The 22,171-nt window shown below is 59.0% G+C and carries 18 protein-coding genes; 9 read left to right on the top strand and 9 right to left on the bottom strand.

What is annotated here, in order from left to right:
* Nucleotides 1-26 precede the first annotated feature (26 nt).
* The 4 genes from ASF70_RS00985 to repA all read right to left on the bottom strand — a co-directional run bounded on the left by ASF70_RS00985 (nt 27) and on the right by repA (nt 5,706).
* The gene (locus ASF70_RS00985) at nt 27-1,661 is read right to left on the bottom strand and encodes an ABC transporter substrate-binding protein (RefSeq protein ID WP_062576655.1); all 1,635 of its coding nucleotides are present in this window, start codon (nt 1,659-1,661) and stop codon (nt 27-29) included.
* 333 nt (nt 1,662-1,994) lie between these two features.
* Nucleotides 1,995-3,323, bottom strand: a complete 1,329-nt coding sequence (repC, locus tag ASF70_RS00980) for a plasmid replication protein RepC (protein ID WP_082471676.1) — start codon at nt 3,321-3,323, stop codon at nt 1,995-1,997.
* 157 nt (nt 3,324-3,480) lie between these two features.
* On the bottom strand, nt 3,481-4,506 hold the full coding sequence (gene repB / locus ASF70_RS00975; RefSeq protein WP_062576653.1) for a plasmid partitioning protein RepB: 1,026 nt from the start codon (nt 4,504-4,506) through the stop codon (nt 3,481-3,483).
* Between the two features lie 3 nt (nt 4,507-4,509).
* Entirely contained in the window at nt 4,510-5,706 is a 1,197-nt protein-coding gene (gene repA / locus ASF70_RS00970; RefSeq protein ID WP_062576652.1) for a plasmid partitioning protein RepA, read from the bottom strand.
* Between the two features lie 385 nt (nt 5,707-6,091).
* On the opposite strand from repA, the gene ASF70_RS00965 reads away from it, so the two are divergent.
* From ASF70_RS00965 to ASF70_RS00955, 3 genes are all read left to right on the top strand, one after another.
* Nucleotides 6,092-7,180, top strand: a complete 1,089-nt coding sequence (locus tag ASF70_RS00965) for an RHE_PE00001 family protein (protein WP_062576650.1) — start codon at nt 6,092-6,094, stop codon at nt 7,178-7,180.
* A 127-nt stretch (nt 7,181-7,307) separates the two neighbouring features.
* Nucleotides 7,308-8,510, top strand: coding sequence for a mandelate racemase/muconate lactonizing enzyme family protein (locus tag ASF70_RS00960; protein ID WP_062576648.1), 1,203 nt, complete (start codon nt 7,308-7,310; stop codon nt 8,508-8,510).
* A gap of 11 nt (nt 8,511-8,521) precedes the next feature.
* Nucleotides 8,522-9,436 carry a DMT family transporter gene (locus tag ASF70_RS00955; RefSeq protein ID WP_062576646.1) on the top strand — a complete coding sequence of 305 codons (915 nt, stop codon included), beginning with the start codon at nt 8,522-8,524 and terminating at the stop codon, nt 9,434-9,436.
* A gap of 56 nt (nt 9,437-9,492) precedes the next feature.
* On the opposite strand, the gene ASF70_RS00950 is transcribed toward ASF70_RS00955, so the two are convergent.
* From ASF70_RS00950 to ASF70_RS00935, 4 genes are read right to left on the bottom strand one after another with little or no spacing between them, the layout of a single operon-like run.
* Nucleotides 9,493-10,497 (bottom strand): TRAP transporter substrate-binding protein, encoded by a 1,005-nt coding sequence (locus ASF70_RS00950; protein ID WP_062458586.1) that lies wholly within the window; start codon nt 10,495-10,497, stop codon nt 9,493-9,495.
* 50 nt (nt 10,498-10,547) lie between these two features.
* Entirely contained in the window at nt 10,548-11,825 is a 1,278-nt protein-coding gene (locus ASF70_RS00945; RefSeq protein WP_062458589.1) for a TRAP transporter large permease subunit, read from the bottom strand.
* Nucleotides 11,826-12,359, bottom strand: coding sequence for a TRAP transporter small permease (locus ASF70_RS00940; protein ID WP_062458592.1), 534 nt, complete (start codon nt 12,357-12,359; stop codon nt 11,826-11,828).
* 29 nt (nt 12,360-12,388) lie between these two features.
* Nucleotides 12,389-13,549: a fumarylacetoacetate hydrolase family protein gene (locus tag ASF70_RS00935; protein WP_062576644.1), complete on the bottom strand. Its 1,161-nt coding sequence runs from the start codon at nt 13,547-13,549 to the stop codon at nt 12,389-12,391.
* A gap of 397 nt (nt 13,550-13,946) precedes the next feature.
* Here ASF70_RS00935 and mdoH point away from each other — a divergent pair, with 397 nt between their 5' ends.
* From mdoH to ASF70_RS00910, 5 genes are read left to right on the top strand one after another with little or no spacing between them, the layout of a single operon-like run.
* Nucleotides 13,947-15,851, top strand: coding sequence for a glucans biosynthesis glucosyltransferase MdoH (mdoH, locus tag ASF70_RS00930; RefSeq protein ID WP_062576643.1), 1,905 nt, complete (start codon nt 13,947-13,949; stop codon nt 15,849-15,851).
* The gene (locus ASF70_RS00925) at nt 15,848-16,825 is read left to right on the top strand and encodes a zinc-binding alcohol dehydrogenase (RefSeq protein WP_062576641.1); all 978 of its coding nucleotides are present in this window, start codon (nt 15,848-15,850) and stop codon (nt 16,823-16,825) included. Before mdoH ends, ASF70_RS00925 begins: the two co-directional genes overlap by 4 nt.
* A gap of 20 nt (nt 16,826-16,845) precedes the next feature.
* Nucleotides 16,846-17,244: a 6-carboxytetrahydropterin synthase gene (locus tag ASF70_RS00920; protein ID WP_062458601.1), complete on the top strand. Its 399-nt coding sequence runs from the start codon at nt 16,846-16,848 to the stop codon at nt 17,242-17,244.
* Entirely contained in the window at nt 17,241-18,305 is a 1,065-nt protein-coding gene (locus ASF70_RS00915) for a glycosyltransferase family 4 protein (RefSeq protein WP_062576639.1), read from the top strand. The genes ASF70_RS00920 and ASF70_RS00915 overlap by 4 nt, the downstream gene beginning before the upstream one ends.
* Nucleotides 18,302-19,087: a class I SAM-dependent methyltransferase gene (locus ASF70_RS00910; RefSeq protein WP_062576637.1), complete on the top strand. Its 786-nt coding sequence runs from the start codon at nt 18,302-18,304 to the stop codon at nt 19,085-19,087. Before ASF70_RS00915 ends, ASF70_RS00910 begins: the two co-directional genes overlap by 4 nt.
* Nucleotides 19,088-19,103: 16 nt before the next feature.
* On the opposite strand, the gene ASF70_RS00905 is transcribed toward ASF70_RS00910, so the two are convergent.
* Entirely contained in the window at nt 19,104-20,489 is a 1,386-nt protein-coding gene (locus ASF70_RS00905; RefSeq protein ID WP_156461711.1) for a hypothetical protein, read from the bottom strand.
* Nucleotides 20,490-20,803: 314 nt separating this feature from the next.
* Here ASF70_RS00905 and ASF70_RS00900 point away from each other — a divergent pair, with 314 nt between their 5' ends.
* Complete coding sequence (locus tag ASF70_RS00900; RefSeq protein ID WP_062576633.1) at nt 20,804-22,111, top strand: ABC transporter substrate-binding protein; 1,308 nt, start codon at nt 20,804-20,806, stop codon at nt 22,109-22,111.
* Nucleotides 22,112-22,171 lie beyond the last annotated feature (60 nt).

Raw genomic sequence — 22,171 nt, 5'->3', positions numbered from 1 at the left:
GCGGCCGGCGTGAGACATCAGAACGATCAGGCGTTCCAGTTGGCTGTGCGGAAGTCCATGGCGAAGGCAGGTGCTGCCTTCCACTTCAGAGACTTCTTCATGCCGGTAAAGACGGCGTTCTGGTGCAGGACCTGATAGGCGGGGTCTTCGCGTTCGCAGATTTCCAGCATGCGGGCAAAAGCCTTGTGGCGCTGGGCGCGGTCGGTCGAGGTTTCCATGATGACGGAAAGCTTGTTGACCTCCTCGTTCGTCCAGTCCTTCTTCTGCTGCGCTTCGCCGTTTGGTCCGAACTGGACGACGAGTGGCGTGATCGGATCGTTGATCGAGTTGGAAGCCGACCAGTCGCGCACACCCTTGACGCCTGCCGGATCGTGGATCTGCGCCCAGTTTTCCTTCATCTGGATCTCGACGTTGAGGCCGACCTGCTTCCACATCTCAACCATGATCTGCGCGTTCGCAGTCTGGTTGGTGTAGTAGTTGTTGAGAAGGCGATACGGGATCGCGTCGCCCTTGTAGTTGGCTTCCTTGAGAAGCTTGCGAGCAAGCTCCGGGTTGAATTCCGGAGCAGCCCAGCCTTCGACATACATGTTGGATGTCTTGAAGGAGTCGAACTGAAGGCCTACTGGAACAACAGTCTGGCCTGCCCACAGAGCTTCCACGATCCCCTGACGGTCGATCGAGTGCGTCATCGCACGACGGACCAGCGGGTTGGCAAGAACCGGGTTCTGCGTGTTGAATGTGGAAATGCGGTGGTTCCAGATGGTCGAGCTCTGCACTTCGAGGCCCGGAGCGTTCTTGATTGCGGAGATCTGATCCGGCGGCAGGTCGCAGGCGAAGTCGTATTCACCGGAGAGCAGGCCGTTGACGCGGGAAGCGACTTCCGGAACCTCGACGAAGCGGATCTGCTGCAGCGGCGGACGGCCACCCCAGTATTCGTCGAAAGCGACGAGCGTCAGCGACACGTCTGGCTTGAATTCCGAGACCATGTAAGGACCGGTCGTGACCGGCTTGCGGGCCCAATCCGTATAGCTCTTGGCTTCGTCCCAGGCGCGGCGGTTGGTGATCTGGCTGCCGAAGGAATAAAGGCGGCCTTCGAGCGTGATGTCAGGCGTTGCATTGTGGAAACGCACGGTGTGCTTGTCGACGACTTCGACACCGGCCAGTGCCGGCCAGAGGCGACGAGCGACACCGGGAACGATCGCCGGCAGTTCCTTGACCGTGGTCGGCTTGTTGTCGGCTTCGAAGACGGTCTTGCCGCCCTTTGGCTCGGTATTGCCGAACAGGCGTTCCTTGGAGAAGGAGAACGCAACATCTTCAGCCGTCAATTCGTCGCCGTTGTGGAATTTCACGCCCTGACGCAGCTTCAATTCTAGCGTCTTGTCGTCGATGCGCTTCCATTCGGTGGCGAGACTGGCAACAGGACCCTGATTGCCCATCCAGTCGCGGCCGATCAGGCCTTCCCAGAGGTTCGGGAAAAACACGCGTTCGCCGACGTTCGACTGCTCGTTCCAGACGTCCAACGTGTTGTTGTTGGTGATCTTCTGAACGGCAATCGTCACCGATGGGCGTGTCGACTGGCTAAAGGACATGCGTGGAAGGACAATGGTGCCTGCTGCGGCTGACATCAGCCACAAGGCGTGGCGACGGTTGATAGAAAGCATTGGATCTCTCCTGTGGGCGAGTGAATGCATTCGCGGAAAACACAAGGGTTTCCGCGTCAGATGCCACTCGAAATCGACAAACAAATTTGAGCCTGCTGGCCGCGTGTTTCGGAAGGACCCTCAACCGCGCCGCTGACTTGGCGTAGCTCTAGGGGACCAATGTTACGCGGATGTGACGTTTGTCTGTGTGTTCGATTTCCACTCGTTGACGCGATCTCCAGACGCGCTGGCCGTCAGGAAGGAGAGGTTTCTCTTTGTTTCACAAACTCCGAACGATGGTTCCGCGGACCTTTTTGTCGACGGGGATCGAGCGAAAATTCCCCGATGTCATCATCAGCAAACCCAAGCGGTTTTGGTCGGGCCTTGTCGGGGTGAGGTCGTGCCTGGGTATGTTTCAGGCTTCGATCGACTGCCTCTGATCAGAGCCATCAGCATCGGCGCGGTCGCGAATTCACCCTTCTCTGCCCGGCGGGTCAGGTCTCTCAGATAGCCTCCAGCAGATGTGATATGCTCAGCGCGTTCGAGCATGCAGGCAAGCACTGTTGCGGCGTTCTCAGGCCCCATCACGATTGCTGCGCGTTCATAGACAGCTGGCGTGATGTCGAGAGTGGAACGAACAACATAGGCTGCCGTAATCAGATCCCTCCAGGACGCGATCCCACCTCTTGGCCCATAATCGTTGATCTGGGTGCAGGCTTGCAGGACGAATGGGAGTGGTAGAGCTTTGTGTGTGGTGATCGAGCTCAAACGAGGGCGCTTTTGTCGAGTATCGCGTTGATCGTCAATCTCTTCGATTGCTGTCCCGTTCGCCAAAGTGTGTTCCGGTGCTTGTTCGGTTGAAAGCCCTTTCGACACCGGTTCAGATTCAGAAATGATATTTGTTTTTGAATCCTGTATGTGGCGCTCACTTTGAGATTCATTGGCGCTCATCTCTGGTGATTTCATATTTAATTTCAATTGGTTGACGACTTCTTCACGAAGTACCGAGAGTTTTGTGAGGAGCGGCTCTGCGATATCGAGAGTGAGGACGCGCGGAATTGCCTGTAGGACGCATTGCAGATTTGTCTGTGCCTGCTCCCAGTCACCGGAAATCTTTTCATCCACGGCAAAAGTAATCAGCTTTGCGAGATCTCTTCGGCAAAGAGTAATTCTTTCTTTTGCAGCCTTGAGTTGTTCACGGCTAAGAGCGATCTCCGCGGCCATCGTTTCGATCTCTCGTGCGCGTGCCAGAAGTGGTGCGAGACTGAAGCCGAATGCATCATCGAGTTTGCCACCTGAACTGCGGCGCGCATAGCGTTTGCCGTTCGGGCTGTCCTTGCGCAGGATTAGTCCGGTTTCCACCAGCACCGAGAGATGGCGCCGAAGTGTTGCCGGTGCCATTCCACGCGCTCGAAGCGACAACTGGGCATTGGACGGGAAGACGATGAGATTGCCATCCTCGCAAAGTTCATCGCCCGGATAGAAGGTCAAAAGTGCGTCGAGCACAGTCAGTGCCCGGTCACTGATCCCGAGGGATGACCGTGATTCGCAGATCGATCGAAACAGTTTCCACTTCGATCTCTTGATTCCGGATGTGATTTCGCTCGCTTTTTGGTGGTTTGCCAAAAGCCCATACGACATCGCCCGCCGCCCAAAGGGCGTCGTTACAGTTCCACTCTCCATTTTCTCTCACCTTTTTTCAGGCAAAAGAAAGCCGCTCACCGAAACGGTGCCAAAGACTCTTGACTGTGATTCATGGAAGTGCGATTCTCGATCTTGCTAGAAATCGGAGAGAGGCTTCCACGACCTTGGTCGTTCGGGGGCCTTTTTCTTTTGCTGATCAAACTCCCTTGTTGCGTTTAAATTCTGCGAAAAGCTCTGTGAGCCGTTCGCTGACGAAGTCGTCAAAACCCGGCGCGCTTCTCGCATCGAACACGAATGTCGACCGGTTTCCCGATTTGCGCATGACAACCGGCAGACCGCTCAGCTGTGCTTGAGCCGGCTTGCCACTATCCTCAGGTTTCACGGACAACTGTGTAAACGCGAGCTGGAAACGCTCGTCGCTTGTCTTTCCCTCTGCCCTGCCCTTCTGAAGGGACGAGAGCAGCTTTGGAATGTTCCCGGCATTGAGCTTTTCCGACAGCTCCGTCCACCGCCTGCGGCCAACCTCAGGTGCTGGACCGATCGCATCGATGATTTCCATCGGAATCGCCCGGACCAGGCTGATCATTTTTGACAAGGCTGCCTTGTCGACGCCAAGCGCTGCCATGATGATATCGCGCGTAAACGAACGATCCTCAAGACGGGAGGCGAACAAGGCGCGTTCGATATGCGAGAGGTTCGTGCGGGCGTTGTTTTCCTGGCCCTGGCTGACGACCAGCTGGTCATCGGTCAGAACGCGGACAACCGCCTTGACCTTGAGGCCCAGCTGTCTGACGGCTGCAAGTCGGCGGTGACCGTAGGCGACCTGGAACCGGCCCGACTGGTCGGGATGAGGCCGCACGAGGATCGGCACCTGCTGTCCATGCTCGCGAACCTGCTCGACCAGTTGGGAGAGCGCTTCGCCATCGATCAGCATACGGTCGGAAACAAAGGAACTGTCGATCAGCGATGGATCCAGTTCGACGACGGAAAGCCCTTCCGAAAGCTGCCGCTCGAGATCCTGCGCCCGTTCCATCTTCTGCGTGATGCTGCCAAGCGTTCTCGTGATGCCACCAACGGGGACACCGCTGCGCACGGCCGGTGCCATTCCGGCTAATGGACGTGACGATTGAGCAGCCGGGGGTGCGGCAGGTGTTGGCGCTGGTGCTGAACTGTTGTCCGGCGCCGGAGGCTCGAAGATGCCGATCAGGTTTTTACGTGCCATCTGTTAGCGCCTCCCCCACACGGACCGGATCAATTCTTCAATCTCGAGGTTCACGGCATTGAGCGAGTCCATCGCCCGGTCATAGGTGCCGCGGGTGAACTGGTTGCGCTCGACCTCATACAGTGTTTGTTTCGTGACGCCGGCATCGGAGATTGCTGTCGACTTCAACATGGCGTTGTGAAGCATACGATTGCCGAAGATGGCGCGCATAAAGCCCGTCATCTGGCTCTGTGGGCCGTCATTGGGTTCAAACCGCGTCACAAGATAACGCATCCAGTCATAGCTTGTCCGCCCCCCTGCCCGCTCAACAACCGACATCAGTTCGCTGGTCATCGAGAGAAACTGCGACATCGACATGACGTCGAGCATCTGCGGGTGAACGGTAATCAAGGTCGATGTCGAGGCGCAAAGCGCCGACATGGTCAGGAAGCCGAGCTGCGGCGGGCAATCGATGACGACGACATCGTAAAGGTCTTCGATATCGGCAAGAACTTCGCCGATGCGGGCAAAGAACATCGTCGCAACCTGTCCCGACGCCATGGCTTTTGGTGTTTCGTGCTCGAACTCCATCAGCTCGAGGTTGCCCGGCAGGATATGCAGGTTCGGTGTGTAGGTGGACCGGACAATTTCCGAAATAGGGCGCGGATCCTCATAGCGGATCGCACCATAGAGCGTCTCGCCCTCGCCCACATCGAGCTCGGGTTGATGCCCGAACAACGCCGACAGAGACGCCTGGGGATCGAGATCGATCGCGAGCGTCTTATAACCACGAAGGGCAAGATATTGAGACAGATGCGCGGACGTCGTCGTCTTGCCGCTTCCGCCCTTGAAGTTCATGACGGAAATGACTTGCAGCTTTTCGCCAGGACGGCGGGCCGGTACGTATTTCGCCACGCCGTTCTTTTCGTCGAGAACCTGACGAATACGATCCATGTCGGTCGGCAGATAAACACGCCGACCGTTCGCCAGCGGCTCGGGTCCGTATCCTTCTGCGGCAACCTGACGGAGATAGCCTTCTCCGATGCCGATGAAGCTCGCGGCTTCGGCTGGCTGGAAGGGCCGGATCGTCTTTTGAGATGTCGGTGCGAAGATTTTCGCTTGATGCATCTGAAGTTGATGCGCAAGCTCCTGGGCATCTGTTGCCAGAGTCGTTGGCAAGTGCTCCTGAGGTTCGTCGACTTTAAAGCTTGGCTGCGGCATCTTTCTCTCCAACTGCGCAATTGGCGAAGTTCTTCGGAAAACTGCGCAGTTGAATATGCCCCGATTCGCACGAGTTGTACAAATGATTCAATGCAAATGAATTTTGCGCCTGTGGAGAGCAAAAGTCGCGCTCGTTGTCCGCGGACAACGAGACGTGGGGCGGGGGTAAGGAATCAGATTTTGCTCAGTGGATCGCTAAACGTTTGCCATCTTTAACCTGTCAATAAGTGTTTATGGTGCTTGCTTATCACCATACAGATGCTAGCTTGATCCATCGCGCCATAAGCTAAACGGTTCCGTCAAACGGACGCATTCACCTTGTGTCCGGTAGCGAAACCGAACGTCACGCTAGCTTTCACAACGGCATTGAACTATAACGCTTTCAATGCGTTACGATCTCTCAAAAATAGACTCTGGTGAGTTGTTCGGACCGATCTCCGCAGCGACAGCCGGCGTTGTACGACTCGATGAGCGGATCGCTAGTTCCCCCGTACGGCAAGGCTGGATCGATCGCGTCCAATTCTCGGAAGCCTGCTCGTCCCTGTGGATCGACGGGGAACTTGTCCATATCGAAGACCTTGTTCTTCATGACGCAGGGATGGCAGTTCGAGCCTCCACTCACGAATTGACAGTTGCCCATGACGTACTGCGAACGCGCCGGCGAATTGCGGCGAGCGAACCGGAATGGGCATTGAGCGCTGCTGGTCTTGCCGCGCTGCGGTCCGGTCGTCATGACGAGGCTCAAGACATTGAGATCAAAGCGGCACCGAGAGGGCTCGCAACGATCTCGCGTGACGATGATTTCGAGGATCCCTTGGCAGCTATCGATGCTGTTCTCGCGCGAAGCCAGGCGTTGCTTGCGGACGCCGTAAGCGTTCGTGCGATGAAGATACCAGGCCGGGACGCTCTCATCTATGACGAGGACTGGGACGAGGACGCTCGTCTGTCGGAATGGCGCGTGGTGCTGGACGAAACGCAGTCCATGCCGCCCCTCCTCAGGGCCGCCGTTGCGTGGGACGCTTGGTTTCACCTGCAGGTGTCGAAGCATGCGCCATGGCTTGGACGTTTGCTGGCGAGCGCGGTGTTGCGCGAAGCCGGGTTAACCGAAACGCAGTTGTCCGCGGCCAACTTCGGTCTCCGGCAGGTGTCGCGGGAGCGCAGAATGAGCAGGAACCGCATGGTGAGGCTTCTCGCGTTCACGGAAGCAATTGCGCTCGCGTCCGAGCATGGCATGAAAGAGCACCAGCGGTTGTTGCTCGCCAAGCAGCAGCTCGAGCGCCGTCTGGTGGGTCGGCGACAGTCGTCGCGGCTTCCCCAGCTAATCGAACTTGTCTTGTCGCGCCCGCTTGTTTCGAGCGGGATGATTGCCGACGCACTGGAGATAACCCCGCAGGGCGCGCTGAAAATTGCTGCCGAACTCAATCTTCGTGAATTTACCGGGCGAGGGCGCTTTCGCGCCTGGGGAATACTTTGATCTGACGGGTTAACGCGTTGCAAATAAAGACAAAAGCGAACTGAAACGAGTGTTCCCGGCCTTTCTATCGTCCAAACGATCCCTTAATGATGAGGGTATGTCGTGGAGGACATTAAGGGAGGCATCAATGAAGATCACGAAACTCGAAACCGTGCGAGTTGCAGAGCGCGCAAACCTGATCTGGGTTCTGGTTCATACGGATGAAGGGCTGACCGGTCTCGGCGAAACGTTCTTCGGGGCAGAGACGGTCGAAAGCTACATTCACGAATATGTTGCACCGCGGGTGCTCGACCGCGATCCGCTTGCCATCGATCTTCTCGCACAGGACCTCGTGGGCTATGTCGGGTTCCGATCCTCGGGTGCCGAGGTGCGTGGCAACTCGGCTTTCGACATCGCGTTGTGGGATCTGTTCGGGAAGGTCACGGGCCAGCCGATCGCGCAGTTGTTGGGCGGCTTCAGCCGCAAGGAAATCCGCACCTACAATACCTGCGCCGGCACCGAGTATATCAAGAAATCCACTGGCCAGACCACGGGCAACTATGGCCTGTCGACCGGCTCGGACTACGACGATCTCAACGGGTTTCTCAACCGGGCGGACGAATTGGCACATTCGCTGCTGGAGGAGGGGATCACGGCGATGAAGATCTGGCCCTTCGATGCCGCCGCCGAAAAGACGAGGGGACAGTATATTTCACCTTCCGATCTCAACGCAGCGCTTCAGCCATTCGAAAAGATCCGCAACGCTGTCGGCGACAAGATCGACATCATGGTGGAGTTTCACTCCATGTGGCAGCTCCTGCCAGCGATGCAGATTGCCAAGGCGCTGACGCCCTACAGCACGTTCTGGCATGAAGACCCGATCAAGATGGATAGCCTGTCGAGCCTGCGTCGTTATGCCGACGTATCGCCCGCACCAATCTCGGCATCTGAGACCTTGGCAACGCGCTGGGGTTTCCGGGATTATCTCGAAACGGGCGTCGCCGGCATCGTCATGCTGGACATCTCCTGGTGCGGCGGGCTGTCGGAAGCACGCAAGATCGCATCGATGGCGGAGGCTTGGCATTTGCCGATCGCTCCGCACGATTGCACCGGACCGGTTGTCCTCGGCGCATCGACGCACCTGTCGCTTAACGCACCCAATGCGCTGGTGCAGGAAAGTGTGCGCGCGTTCTACAAGACGTGGTACCGCGATCTCGTCACCGCACTGCCTGAAGTGAAGAACGGCATGATCACGGTTCCGCCTGGTCCTGGCCTCGGAATGGACCTCAATCCAGACCTGGACAAGGTCTTCACCGTAACACGGCGTTTCTCAAACCTCGCAGACATGTAGGGCATCGCGGCATGATCGCATCCATCTCCAAGCAAATCGTCTCGGCGCGCATGGCCGGGCCCCTCATCATGCTGCTCGGCATGGTCATGTTTGCGCTTAACGACGCCATGGGGAAGTGGCTCGTTTCGAGCTACGGCCTTGGACAGGTCGTGCTTCTGCGCAGCCTCGCCGCGCTTGTCATCTTGCTGCCTTTCCTGTTCTTTCAGGGATTCGGCTCGCTGCTGAAGGTCGAACGACCAGGCATGCAGGCGCTTCGGGTGTTCTGCTCCACCGCCGAGGTTTTCTGCTTCTACTATGCCGTGATGTATCTTCCGCTCGCAGACGTCATGACCTACTGGCTCGCAGCACCGATCTATGTCGCCGCGGCCTCGCCACTGCTACTGGGTGAAAAAGTCGGCTGGCGTCGGTGGACTGCAATCGGCATCGGCTTTATCGGTGTCGTCATCACGCTCGAACCGTCGAGCGCGATGATCAGTCCGCCAGCGATCGTATCCATCTTCGGCAGTGCCGCCTTCGCGTTCATGATGATTTCAGGTCGTTTCCTGAGGGCCACCCCAGACCGGACGCTGGTCTTTTTCCAGATCGTCGGTGCGGCACTTGCAGGCCTTGCTTTCGCGCCTTTCGACTGGTCGCCGATCGCTTCTACCCGCGATTTTGGCCTGCTCGCATTGCTCGGTATAGTGGCAATGACGGCTCACGTTCTCGTAAACAGAGCATTGAAGATCTCGGATGCGGCAACGGTCGCTCCCTTACAGTACACGCTTTTGCTCTGGGCGGTTCTGTTCGGCTGGCTGTTCTTTGGCGATATGCCGAGATTCGGAATGCTGATCGGTGCAGCACTGATCGTCGGTTCCGGCGTCTTCATCTTCCTGCGCGAGCAGACGCTGAAGAAGCGCCAAAGGGTGCAGCCGATCGCGCTCGAATAGCCATGAAAAAAGCCCGCGACGGTAACGTCGCGGGCTCGTCTGCCTAAGCCTGATGCTTACTTACGGACTTCCTTAAGTTCCGCCAGGATGCCATCAACCACATCGGCACCAATCTGGTCCTTGTGCTTTTCATAGACAGCAAGCGACTTTTCACGGATGCGAGCCTGCTCCTCAGGCGACAGCGTGTTCACTTCCAGGCCGGCGGCCTTGATCTTTTCCAGAGACTTCTTGTTGAGATCGCCGATCACCTGGCGCTCCACATCGCGACCGACCACTGCGCATTCACGCAGTGCAGTCTGTTCTTCCGGTGAATAGGTGTTGAAGATAGCCTTGGAGAAGAGGAAGAGGAAAGGCGTATATGCGTGGTTGGTCTCGGTGACGTATTTCTGCACTTCGAAGAACTTCGAGGTGTCGATCGTCACATAGGGGTTTTCCTGCGCGTCGATCGCGTTGGTCTCGAGCGCCGAATAGACTTCGCCGAAGGCCATCGGGGTCGCGTTTGCACCAAGGTTCTGGAAGGTGTCGAGGAAGATGTTGTTCTGCATGACGCGAACCTTCATCCCCGAGAAATCTTCCCACTTGGTGACGGCGCGCTTGGAATTCGACAGGTTGCGGAAGCCGTTTTCCCAGTAAGCCAGATTGACCAGACCGGCGCCATCGAGCTTCTTGTTCATCTCGTCGCCAAATTTGCCGTCGAGCACCTTGTAGGCCTCCGGCGCATCGCGGAACAGGAACGGCAGGTCGAACACGCCGAGTGCCGGAATGATGCCGACGAGCGGAGACGAGGATGTGACGACGGCTTCCTGAACGCCCGAGCGCAGGGCCTGGGTTGCCTGAAGGTCGCCGCCGAGAGCGCCGCCCCAGAAAGCGGTCAGCTTCAGCTTGCCGCCGGACTTCTGGTCCAGGCATTCCTGCATGGCCTTGATGCCGTTACCGACGGGATGGTCGGCATTGATGCCGTTAGAAACGCGAATGTTGCGGCTCTTGAATTCGGCGAAGGCCGGTGCCGCTGTGGAGCAGGCAAGCGCGATCGCGGTGGTGGCAAGAAGCAGTCTCTTCATAGTAGTCCTCCCAGTTGGACGTTGATGTGAACAGGTTGAATGGCAGGCCGTCAATGCAACCAACGTGCGGGCACGATCACAAGATCGGGAAACAGCACGAGCAGGAAAAGCACGAGCGACTGCGCCAGAAGGAACGGCCACACCCCGGCCGTCACCTTGCCAAGCGGTATTCTCCCGACACCGCTGACGACGTTGAGCACAACACCGACCGGCGGCGTGATGAGGCCGATCGAGTTGTTGATGATAAAGAGCACGCCGAAATAGACCGGATCGATCCCCGCCTGCTTGATGATCGGCATGAGAACCGGCGTCAGGATCAGGATGGTCGGCGTCAGATCGAGTGCCGTACCGACAACCAGAACCAGGATCATGATGACGAACATCAACAGCGTCGGGCGATCAATCAGCGGTTCGATATAGCCGGCGATTTCTGCCGGAATATTCGCAGCCGTGATGAGCCATGCCGATACGAGTGCCGCGCAGACGAGGAACATGATGACCGAAGTCGTCTTGGCGGCCTGCAGAATGACGTGCGGAAGGTCTCTCGGCTTCAGTTCCTTGTAGATTACCATGCCGACGAACATCGCATAGACGGCGGCAACGACGGCAGCTTCGGTCGGCGTCACGATGCCAATCTTGATGCCGCCGAGGATGATCACAGGCATGCCGAGCGCCCAGGCAGCGCGTCCGGTTGCGTGCAGGCGTTCCTTGTAGGTAGTCTTCGGAAGCGCCTGGACGTTATCTTTGCGCACCACGATCAGCCAGGTAATGATCAGTGAGACGGCCATCAGGATGCCGGGAAAAATGCCAGCCATGAAGAGCTGGGTGATCGACACGTTCGCGGCAACGCCGAATACAATAAACGCCATCGACGGCGGAATGACCGGGGCGATGATACCGCCGGCAGCGATCAGACCACCGGAGCGGGGAATATTATAGCCGGCCTTGGCCATCATCGGGATGAGGATGGCGGCAAGGGCGGCCGTATCGGCAGCGGCCGAACCCGAAATGCTGGCCATGATGAGCGCTGCGAAAATCGCGACGATCCCGAGGCCACCCCTGATGTGACCGACGCAGGCGATCGCGAAATCGATGATACGCTTCGACAAACCGCCGGAATTCATCAATTCGCCGGCGAGAATGAAGAAGGGAATGGCGAGCAGGGTGAATGTATCTGCGCCGGCAATCATGTTCTGCGCGATGATCTGGCTGTTGAACATGTCCATGTACCACATGAGCACGACGCCGCAGAAAATCAGCGAGAACGCGACGGGGACGCCAACGGCCATCGCCCCAAGCAGCGATCCAACAAAGACGAAAAGAGTCATTTAGGTCCGCTCCGCCAGTTGTTCGATCGTCATGTTTTCACCCGTGAACGCTGCTATTTCCGCGTCGGTGACACGACCCGTGATCAGGCGGAACAGCCGTTCAAGCGCGATCAGCACGCATCCTCCACCGGTGAAGAAGCCGATGCCGTAGACCCACGCCATGGAAAGCCCGGTCACAGGCGCGACCATGCTGGCGTTGATCGGCAACTGGACCCATGTGCCCCAGAAGAAAATCGCCGAACACAGGATGATCAGCAGGTTCGAAATGATCATGCAGGCGATACGGCCCGAGCGGCCGAGCATGGCGACCAGCGACTCCACACCAAGGTGGGAATGTTCGCGAAACGCCACGACTGCACCGATAAAGGTCAGCCAGACGAAGAAGTAGCGCGATAGCTCTTCCGATATGTTGAGGCCGGAGTTGAAACCGTAGCGCAGCACCACGTTGAGGAACACCATGATTGCCATGCCTGCCAAAAGCAGGATCAGCAGCAGTTCCAGAAAGCGGTAAAAGAGATCGTTTATTCGTTGCATCGGGTTCCTCCTCCCATCAACCGCGGCGGCTACAAGAGCTTGCGCTTCGCGAGGTTCTTCATCAAAGCCGTCAGCCCGAAGTCCCAAGGCGGGCAGGCTTCACTATTTTCCACCCAATTCACCAGGCGCCCGAGCCTTGGCGACGATATCTCGACGCGGTCGCCGATCTCGTGGGTAAAGCCCAGACCCTTGCCGCGCCGATCCTTGACCGGCGCAAACATGGTGCCGAGAAACAATACGGCGCCATCAGGGTATTGATGGTTGCGGTTGAGAAGCTGCGAGACGAGATCTTCCGGCGTGCGGCTAATTGCCTGCATCGGGCTGACGCCCGTCATCTCGAAACCTTCAGGGCCCTCGACTACAAGCGAGATCTCCGACTTCTTGACGTCTTCGAGCGAAAATTCGCCGTCGAACAGTCGGATGAAGGGACCGAGAGAACAGGATGCGTTGTTGTCTTTTGCCTTGCTGAGAAGGAGGGCGGACCGTCCTTCGAAATCGCGAAGATTGACGTCATTGCCAAGCGTCGCACCGACAATCGCACCCGTGGATGTGACAGCAAGCACCACTTCCGGTTCGGGATTGTTCCAATCCGACTTCGGGTGAATGCCGACCAGCGACCCGCAGCCGACGGCCGACATGGGTTGAGCCTTGGTGAAGATTTCCGCATCCGGACCGATCCCGACTTCGAGATACTGCGACCAGAGCCCCATATCCTGCAACAGCGCCTTCACGCTTGCTGCCTTTTCCGAGCCGGCCACAAGCCCCTTGAGGCTGTCGCCCAGTACCGGCGCCAAGCGACCACGGATCTCCTGGGCCCGAAGCGGATCGCCCTTGGCCTGTTCCTCGATGACCCGTTCCAGCATGCTGTCTGCGAAAGTTACGCCTGCGGCTTTGATCGCCTGCAGGTCAACAGGCGCCAGCAGCGTTCCGGCAGTGCCGTCTAGGAAGTCATTGAGAGAGCCGAGATCCGTCCAATCGGTAGCGGCCGTCAGGCGCTCCACCAGGCCGTCGATCTCAAGCAGTGCTGACAGCGTCGCAGCGAGCGACGAAAGATCCAGAAGCCTGCCATTCCGGTAAAGGACAGGGCAGGGGCCGTCCGCAGCCTTCGACCAGACACGACCAACCAGAGTGGCGGTCTCGGAATCCTGCGGCAAAATCAGTTCGGGCGTCAGCCCGCCATGTATAGTCATTATGATCCTCCAAGCGGCCGATCGATCAGGCCTCCACCCGTCAATCTGTTGTCCGATGTCTGACAACGTCGCTTGAGCTTTCTACTGAGTGTTTTTCTTTGTGTCCAGTACTGCAACCCTGTCAATTCTGGGGATCATCTATACAATATACGCGGGCAAAGAACGCCGACGCACGGTGTCGTTCCGGTGCGCCTCAATGAAGTCGATGCAAGCTGACCAGGCGACGGATGAAGGATCGTCCTACCTCGAGCGGTGACGGACGATCCAAAAGGATCTCGATAAAACCTGCGGCTGTTTGCGCACTGGCGCGGATATGGAGCGGGGCAACGGCGTCGGTAAACTTCATTTGAAATCGCTCGGCGCTTGCTAGGACGGAGGTTCAGCCTAAGTGTTGCGCATGGGCAATTTAAAAGAAGGCGTTCTCAACGCGATGGCTGCCGACCAAAGTGCAACGGGCTGGCAGTCGGATCCCGAACGAAGTCCCGACTTCCAATATTCCGGACTTCCAGTCCGGTGGCGCCGTCGTATTGTTCTGGCGCTCAACCTCGCAACGATCGCGGGGCTTGGGTATGTCGTCTACCGACTTCTTTCCCCAGATGGCATTGATGGTGCGGAAGCCGTCATGCTGATCGGGTTCATGCTGGCAACGCCGTGGACGGTGCTTGGGTTCTGGAACGCCGTGATCGGGATCGTCCTCCAGCATGGCCCCGGCGACCCCTCCAAAAGCATCTACCCCTTCTATCCTCAGGGTCAGGGAAGCCAGCCGATCGCTTTGTCGTCGCGGACAGCGCTGACGATATTCCTGCGCAACGAAGATCCGCGACCCGTCTTTGCCCGGATAGAGGCGATGCAGAAGAGCCTTCAGGCGACCGGCCTTCAACGCCACTTTCGGTTCTTCGTCCTCAGCGACACGTCCGAGCCCGACATCATCCAGTTGGAAGAAGCGGGCTTCGATCTCGTTGCCGCTCATGTCGTGGCGGATGGCGGTAACCGGCCGGTCTATCGTCGTCGTGCTGACAATGCCGGTTACAAGGCGGGCAATATTCAGGACTTCCTGAAGGAACACGGAAGCCGCTACGACTTTTTCCTGCCGCTGGATTCCGACAGCGTCATGTCCGGCGACGTGATGATACGGCTGGTCGCCGCCATGGAGGCACGACCGGAGCTCGGCATTCTTCAAACCCTCGTCGTCGGAGTGCCCGCCGAAAGCGGCTTTGCCCGGATGTTCCAGTTCGGTATGCGTCACGGAATGCGGTCTTTCACGCTCGGCTCCGCATGGTGGAGCGCTGATTGCGGGCCTTACTGGGGGCACAACGCACTGATCCGCGCCGCGGCATTTGAGGCCCACTGCAATCTGCCCGTTCTCCCGGGATCGCCGCCATTGGGCGGCCATGTGCTGAGCCACGACCAGCTGGAAGCGACCTATATGCGTCGGGGCGGCTACGAAGTTCGTGTGCTGCCGATCGAGACACAGAGCTTCGAAGCCAACCCACCGACATTGCTGGAGTTTGCCAAGCGAGATCTGCGATGGTGCCAAGGCAACATGCAGTATTGGCGTTTCCTTTTTGAGCCGGGCCTCAAGCCGCTCAGCAGGTTTCAGCTTTTTCAGGCCGTCCTGATGTATGTGGCACCGCCGGCCTGGATCGTCGCGACGTTTGCCGCCGCATGGAAGGGTGTGACCGGCGGCTTTGATGCGACCTATATCGAACTCGGCTTCTGGTCGTTCATCACCATCTTTCTTCTGTCGGTCACCCCCAAGATCGCCGGCGTCGTCGATGTGCTGCTTACCCCCGGCGCGATCCGCTCCTATGGCGGACCATTGCGCTTCGGTCTGTCGGCGGTGATCGAACTCCTGGCCTCGATGATCATGGCGCCCATCGTTGCCGTCTATGTCTCGGTGTTCCTGATCGGTCTTCTGTTCGGACGTTCGGTCACCTGGAGCGGTCAGAACCGCGACCGGCTCGGCGTTACGCTCGGCACCGCCGTCAAGGCGATGGGCCTCCAGACATTGATCGGCGTTGTCCTCGCTACGATCATCACTGGCCTGATCGGTGGGTACGCGATCTTCTGGGCTCTGCCTGTGGTCGCCGGTCTCTGTCTGGCGATCCCGTTCACGGTCTTCACGGCCTCGCAGCGGTTCGGTTACTGGACGACCCGTCTCGGACTGTTCGCAATTCCCGAGGAAGGCTGTCTTCCGCGGGTCCTCACCCGCCTCGTTCCGCATGAAGCCCGTCTCTGGCGTCGTCCGTCCGTCAGAGTCGAAGGCAAGTTTCCCAAGCCGGCACGCGATGGCCAGGCATGACGATAGCGCAAGCCTTGTGGCTGGTGCGAGAAAACCAGCCTGAATTGCGGGAGACGCCGCTTGGTCCGCTCGGGCACGGCGATGTCCTGGTGGAAAGCCTGTTCGGCGCCATCAGCCGCGGTACCGAATCGCTGGTGGCAGCCGGTTCGGTCCCCAAAAGCGAATACGACAGCATGCGGGCGCCGTTGCAGGATGGAGAATTCCCGTTTCCGATCAAGTACGGCTACGCGGTGGTCGGAACCGCAAAGGACGGCCCGGAAGCGCTTGTCGGCCGGACAGTATTCTGCCTCTATCCGCATCAGGATGCCTTCCACGCCCCCGCTGAGATGGTCGTGCCGGTTCCAGCAGGCGTGCCCGCCTCGCGCGCCGTCCTTGCAGCCAATATGGAGACGGCCCTCAACGGCGTTTGGGATGCCGGCATTCTTCCCGGAGACAAGGTCGCGGTCGTCGGTGCAGGGCTCGTCGGGCTTCTGATTGCCTATCTCGCCGCAAGGATCCCGGGCACCGAAGTCACCGTCGTGGACGTCAATGGCGATCGCCGTGGTCTTGCCGACGATTTCGGATGCCGGTTTGCATCACCCGAACAGGCGAACGACGGTGACGGCGGATGCGATGTGGTGATCCACACGTCGGCCACGGCCGCAGGTCTTGCCACATCCATTGCGCTCGCCGGCTTCGAGGCGCGGATCGTCGAGATGTCGTGGTATGGCGAAGGCAGCGTGAAGATTCCGCTGGGCGGTCGTTTCCACAGTCAACGCCTGTCGATCGTCGCTTCGCAGGTCGGCAACGTACCGGTTCAAAGGCGCGCAAGGTGGCCGTTTTCGCGACGTCTGGCCGCGGCACTTGCATTGCTTGCGGATGACCGCCTCGACAAACTCTTCTCCGGCGAGACGGACTTTCCCGATCTTGCCCAAGACTATTGCCAAATTCTCGCCGATCCCGGCACCCTTTGCCACCGTATCCGATACCGTTAGTCTGAAAGGACATTCCCCGCATGTTTGCAGTTGAAGTTCGCGACCACATGATGATTGCCCATAGCTTGCCACGGGAGGTATTCGGCCCGGCCCAGGCGATGCATGGCGCGACCTTTATTGTCGATGCCGCCTTCATGACCGAAGATCTCGACGAAAACGGGCTCGGCGTCGATATCGGCCTTGCAACGACGGTGCTGAAAGCAATCGTTGCGCCGCTCAACTACCAGAACCTCGACGAACTCGAAATCTTTCGCGGCAAGGTCACCACGACGGAGGTGCTCGCCAAGCACGTCTTCGATCAGCTGAAAGCCGGTATCGCTGCCGGCGATCTTGGTCCGGGTGGCGTGCGCATCCGCCGCCTCAAGGTAACCCTGCATGAAAGCCATGTGGCCCGAGCCTGGTACGAGGCTGCGATTTGAACGCCGCATCAAGGGAGCGACGGCTGGTATTCGCCATCCCCGGCGATATCGACACCCGCAGCGGCGGGTATGGCTATGACCGGCGGATGATCGAGGAGCTTAGGGCAATCGGCTGGACAGTCGAGCACCTGCAGCTTCCCGGCGGCTTTCCGGAACCGAGCGAAAGCGAGCTTGCCGAAACAGCTGAAAAACTCGCAGCCCTCGCCGACGATAGTCTCGTTCTGATCGATGGCCTTGCATTTGGGGCAATGCCGGCAATTGCCATGGAGGAGGCGACCCGCCTCCGCATGATTGCGCTCGTCCATCATCCGTTGGCACTCGAAAGCGGCATTCCGGCCGGGGTTGCCGAGCGGTTGCGAAAAAGCGAGATGACAGCGCTAGGTGCAGCTAAAGGTGTCGTCGTCACAAGCCCCAGCACGGCGCGAACTCTGGTATCGCAATTCCGCGTGGCGCCGGATCTCGTGCGTGTCGCCGTGCCTGGAACGGAGCAGGCAAAGCCTGCATCGGGCAGCACGGCCGGGGACGGGGTGATAATCCTGTCGGTCGGATCGCTGACGCAGCGCAAGGATCATGCGGCGTTGATTTCAGCGCTCGAGCGCATCTCCGATCGCCCATGGCAGTGCCGGATAGCAGGCAGCGATGACATGGATCGTCAATGCGCTGCCGATCTGCGACGACAGATCGAGGCGTGCGGGCTCAGTGATCGCGTCACGTTGACGGGCGCGCTTGATGATGTGGCAGTCGAGTATGATCGGGCGGATATCTTTGCTCTCGCCAGCCGCTACGAAGGCTACGGCATGGCCTTTGCGGAAGCCATGGTGCGCGGCCTGCCGATCGTCGGCTGTCGCGGCGGGGCGATACCGGATCTGGTGACTGACGAGGCCGGGATCCTCGTGGAACCGGGCGACATCGCCGGGCTCGCCGAAGCTCTGGCGCTGCTGATCGACCAGCCGGAGACGCGACAAGCTTATTCTGCGGGCGCGCTTGCCGTTGGCCAGCAGCTGCCCGATTGGCCGGCAACGGCAAAGGTCCTTTCCGATTTTCTGGAGGAGATGCGATGAGTGGCTTCGACACAGTCTGGCTCGATCTGCGCGAGCCCGCGGACAATGCTGCGCGTGAACCCGACCTCCGGCGGTCTGCCATCGAAAGTGTGACCGCAGACGGGAACGGCGCGACGGTCGTCGATCTCGGCTGCGGAACCGGCTCCACTGTCCGCGCACTTGCGCCCAAGAGCTCGTCCTGGCACTGGCGGCTTGTCGACAACGATCCGCAACTGCTCGAAGAAGCGGCAAACAGGCTCGGTATGCCCGACCAGGTGCAATGCCTGCAGGCCGACCTTAGCCGTTTGGCGCCTGAGCCCTTCACGGATGCGAGTCTGGTGACAGCGTCGGCGCTTTTCGACCTCGTCTCAGCCGAATTTCTGGAGCGTCTTCTGCATCTCCTCGCGAAGCGTGACATCGGTCTCTATACGGCGCTCAACTACGATGGCGTCTGCAGCTGGGAAATCGCGCACGAAGCGGATGGCTTGGTTGTCGAAGCGTTCAACGCCCACCAACGCCGCGACAAGGGCTTTGGACCGGCGCTTGGTCCAACGGCGGAACCGGTCTTGTCCCGGTTGGCAGAGCAGGCGGGCTTCAAGGTTCTCACCGGTCAGAGCCCCTGGCGCCTCGGCGGCGATCAAGCCGAATTGCAGCGGCAGTTCATTTCAGGCTTGGCAAACGCTGCGGCTGAAACAGACCGGTTGGACGAAAGCGTTCTGGAAGACTGGCGACGGATGCGTCTCGAGATGGCATCGCGTTCGGCCTGCGAAGTCGGGCACTGGGATATGCTTCTCCTCCGCTGATTGGTTGCCACCCCGATCATCCCGCTGTCGGGGTGGAAAGAAGCCAGAGGCCGAAGACGGTATAGCCTATCATCGCAAGGGCCAGAAAAGCCTCACTGATGGTGGCGCTTGCCGGTTTCACGAAGTGCTTGAGCGCAATCATGTGGGCGATCAGAATGCCGATGCAGTGCCCGGCCACGATGATCGCGGTCTGTGCGATCCAGAGCTTTTCGACACTGTTGATGTCGATCAGCATCGATGCCGTGACGTGGCGATCGGCGGTGCCGAACAGATCCCAGCCAAGCGCAAAGGGATCCGAGATCGCAGAGTAGAGATATTGCCCGTTGATCAGAAGCAGGCTGAGATAGTGGGCTGCATGGAAGGCAACCGCTATCGGAATGATCGAATAGACCAAATGCGTGATCAGCCCTCGATCAGCGACTAATCGTGCCTCTCCGGCAAGCCGGGCTCCTGATATGACAGCCGTAAAATAGATCACTGCGAGCACCGCCGGAGCGGCGATCAAGCCGAACGTATTCGGCAGGGTCACAGCGCTGCGGCCGGGAAATTCCAGCGGGTTCACCCCGATCATCCAGAGCCAGGTAAAGGTCTCTGCAAAGCCATCGAAGGACGCCGTTCCGAGCGTCAGCAGCAGGAATACGGCCGCGCTGATCGGCGGCGGCTCCGCCGCGACGCAGTCTTGCCCCGGCCAGCGGAACCGGACACTCGCCCATATTCCGGATTTCGGCGGCGTGATTTCAAAGGGCGCGATCATGCCGATCATGCGGAAATACACCGAGAAGGGTTCGCCCCGCTCTGTCCAATCTCGCTCTCCGAAAACCAGCATGGCGATGAAATTGAGAATCCAGTAGACCGAGACGGCGATGGCGAGACGGGGAGGGTCCTCCGGGGCGAGCGAAACCAGCTCGTACCAGGTAAACATCAGAAACAGGAGGATCGCGGGGATGTAACCGACGGCCTCCGGCAGCTTCAACAGGGGAGCTTCGCCAAGCCTGCCGCCCGTCGCTCGCCGCAGGAGGCGAAGAGGACCCGTCCAGGGATTGAGCCATGGCCACAGGTTTCCAACCAAGGCCTGCACCAAGGTCAGGCCGACCCAGAACAGCGTCCAGACGACAAGCGGCAGCGGATTTTCGAGCGGATCGCCTGTCGAATAGCGGCCGGCGGCGATCAGTACCAGCAGAAGCACGAAGCTCAGAGTGCTGACCATCACGATCGGCGGCACCGGCCGGCGATCGAGCGTGATGGAGGCACTGCCAGCATGTGTGAACCAGCGCGACGGAACCAGCAGCAATGCGACGAAGGTAACTGCGACGACGATCGCGCCGCCTGTCAGGTAATATTCGGTCGGCAGCAGCATCACCAGCCCGCGTTCCGTCCCGTGCGCGCTGGCCGTGCAGGGCATGAGCGTCCACAAGAGAGCTGCCGTCGCCGATGGACAGGCCGGCAACCGGTGTTTTCGGGGAAATGACGGCAACGGGTTCATCCTGCGTCTGGTGGCGTGATCGGCTGAAACATCATGCCGGGATGGAGAAGCGTATTCCATACCACGACATCTTCGCTCAGACTGGGCCTCGTGCCGCTCCTGTCAGGTCTCCTGATCAGCGGAATTCTTTGCTATAGGACATGGTAGGGCTCTTATTGTCGGTGGCACCTGGTAGACCATCGACTATCGCATCAGCATGATGGGCGTCAGTACCGTTGAGAGGAAAATTTCGAATGACCGACAAGACTTCAGCACCGAAAGCGTCGGTGACCCGCCGGACGACCCTTCTTGGAATGGGCGCGGCAACGGGTGCGGGCATTCTTTCTTCCGTCTCGCCGGGCTTCGTCCGATACTCGCACGCCCAGACCTCCGCCCCGATCAAGCTCGGCTTTGAATGCCACCGCACCGGTATCGGCGCATCCTATGGTCGCTGGTACGAGCGCGTCGCACGCGCTGCCGTCAAGATCATCAACGATGAGGGCGGCATCAACGGTCGTCCCGTGGAACTGATCGTTGAAGACGATGGCACGGATCCGAAACGAGGCGCCGAAGTCGTTGAGAAATTCGCGACCCAGCATAAGGTCGATGCTGTGTTCGGGACGCTGTTTTCACACGTCGTCGTCGCCGCCGCGCCGCGGGCGGGCGAATTGAAAATGCCCTATCTCGTGGTATCGGAAGGCACCCACGTATCCTCGGGCAGCCTCAACCGCTATTGCTTCCAGCCCGGCATCACCGACGTCCGCAGCCAGGTCACATCAGTGGCACCCTGGATTACGCAAAACCTCGGCAAGAAGGTCACGATGATCTTCCCTGACTACGCTTTCGGCTATGACCACCGCGATAATCTTCCGCCCGCCATCAAGGCGCAGGGTGGTGAGGTCGTGGAGATGATCGCCGTTCCCCCGACGGAAACATCGTTCACGCGCTACCTGCCGCGTATTCCCGCAGATACCGACGTGCTCTACCACATCATGGTCGGTCCGGCGGTTCTCACCTTCGTCACCGAGCTCGGTCAGTTCTACGGCTCGCAGCGACCCCAGATCTTCGGCTTCATCGATAGCGTCGAGGCCGTCGATCTCTCCACGCCGCAACTGAGCTTCCTCAATGGTACCTACTTCTGGGAGGGCATGCCCCGTTATGCCCAGAAGGACCAGAGCGAATGGGACAAGTTTTATCGCACGGCCGTGGGCGTCAATGAAAACGGTGCAAGCACCGTCGATCCGAAGGACATCGCCACCTACTCCCACATGTACGGTGTGTGGGAAACGCTGTTCACCATCAAGCAGGCGATGCAGACATCGGGATACAACGGTCCGCAGGACAAGGCCAAGTTCATCGAAGCGCTCGAAGCGATCGAGACCTTCGAGGAAGGCCGAGACCATCCGCAGGGCAACAAGATCTTCAACGGCAAGAACCATCAGGTCTATGGCCACCAGAACATCTCCAAGGTCGAAGGCGGCCGCATGGATGTCGTGCACCGGACCTCGATCGAAGACGGGATGTACGAGGTGACGGCGGACTACACGAAGATGTCCCTCTGACCCCTGCTTTCGGAAGGGATCGGTTGATCGGTCCCTTCGCTCTTCACCCCGCGTCGTTTT

Source organism: Rhizobium sp. Leaf321 (assembly GCF_001423215.1).
GTDB classification, from domain to species: Bacteria; Pseudomonadota; Alphaproteobacteria; order Rhizobiales; family Rhizobiaceae; genus Neorhizobium; species Neorhizobium soli.
Note: the sequence above shows the minus strand (reverse complement) of the source record. Positions and strands in the feature narration are given on the sequence as shown.

Coding starts and splice junctions, on each gene's coding strand:
- ASF70_RS00950 (WP_062458586.1), bottom strand. CDS start 10,497: ATGAAGAGACTGCTTCTTGCCACCACCGCGATCGCGCTTGCCTGCTCC.
- ASF70_RS00985 (WP_062576655.1), bottom strand. CDS start 1,661: ATGCTTTCTATCAACCGTCGCCACGCCTTGTGGCTGATGTCAGCCGCA.
- ASF70_RS00905 (WP_156461711.1), bottom strand. CDS start 20,489: ATGCCCTGCACGGCCAGCGCGCACGGGACGGAACGCGGGCTGGTGATG.
- ASF70_RS00925 (WP_062576641.1), top strand. CDS start 15,848: ATGACGATAGCGCAAGCCTTGTGGCTGGTGCGAGAAAACCAGCCTGAA.
- repC (WP_082471676.1), bottom strand. CDS start 3,323: ATGGAGAGTGGAACTGTAACGACGCCCTTTGGGCGGCGGGCGATGTCG.
- ASF70_RS00960 (WP_062576648.1), top strand. CDS start 7,308: ATGAAGATCACGAAACTCGAAACCGTGCGAGTTGCAGAGCGCGCAAAC.
- repB (WP_062576653.1), bottom strand. CDS start 4,506: ATGGCACGTAAAAACCTGATCGGCATCTTCGAGCCTCCGGCGCCGGAC.
- ASF70_RS00935 (WP_062576644.1), bottom strand. CDS start 13,549: ATGACTATACATGGCGGGCTGACGCCCGAACTGATTTTGCCGCAGGAT.
- ASF70_RS00910 (WP_062576637.1), top strand. CDS start 18,302: ATGAGTGGCTTCGACACAGTCTGGCTCGATCTGCGCGAGCCCGCGGAC.
- ASF70_RS00945 (WP_062458589.1), bottom strand. CDS start 11,825: ATGACTCTTTTCGTCTTTGTTGGATCGCTGCTTGGGGCGATGGCCGTT.
- ASF70_RS00955 (WP_062576646.1), top strand. CDS start 8,522: ATGATCGCATCCATCTCCAAGCAAATCGTCTCGGCGCGCATGGCCGGG.
- ASF70_RS00940 (WP_062458592.1), bottom strand. CDS start 12,359: ATGCAACGAATAAACGATCTCTTTTACCGCTTTCTGGAACTGCTGCTG.
- mdoH (WP_062576643.1), top strand. CDS start 13,947: ATGGGCAATTTAAAAGAAGGCGTTCTCAACGCGATGGCTGCCGACCAA.
- ASF70_RS00920 (WP_062458601.1), top strand. CDS start 16,846: ATGTTTGCAGTTGAAGTTCGCGACCACATGATGATTGCCCATAGCTTG.
- ASF70_RS00900 (WP_062576633.1), top strand. CDS start 20,804: ATGACCGACAAGACTTCAGCACCGAAAGCGTCGGTGACCCGCCGGACG.
- repA (WP_062576652.1), bottom strand. CDS start 5,706: ATGCCGCAGCCAAGCTTTAAAGTCGACGAACCTCAGGAGCACTTGCCA.
- ASF70_RS00965 (WP_062576650.1), top strand. CDS start 6,092: ATGCGTTACGATCTCTCAAAAATAGACTCTGGTGAGTTGTTCGGACCG.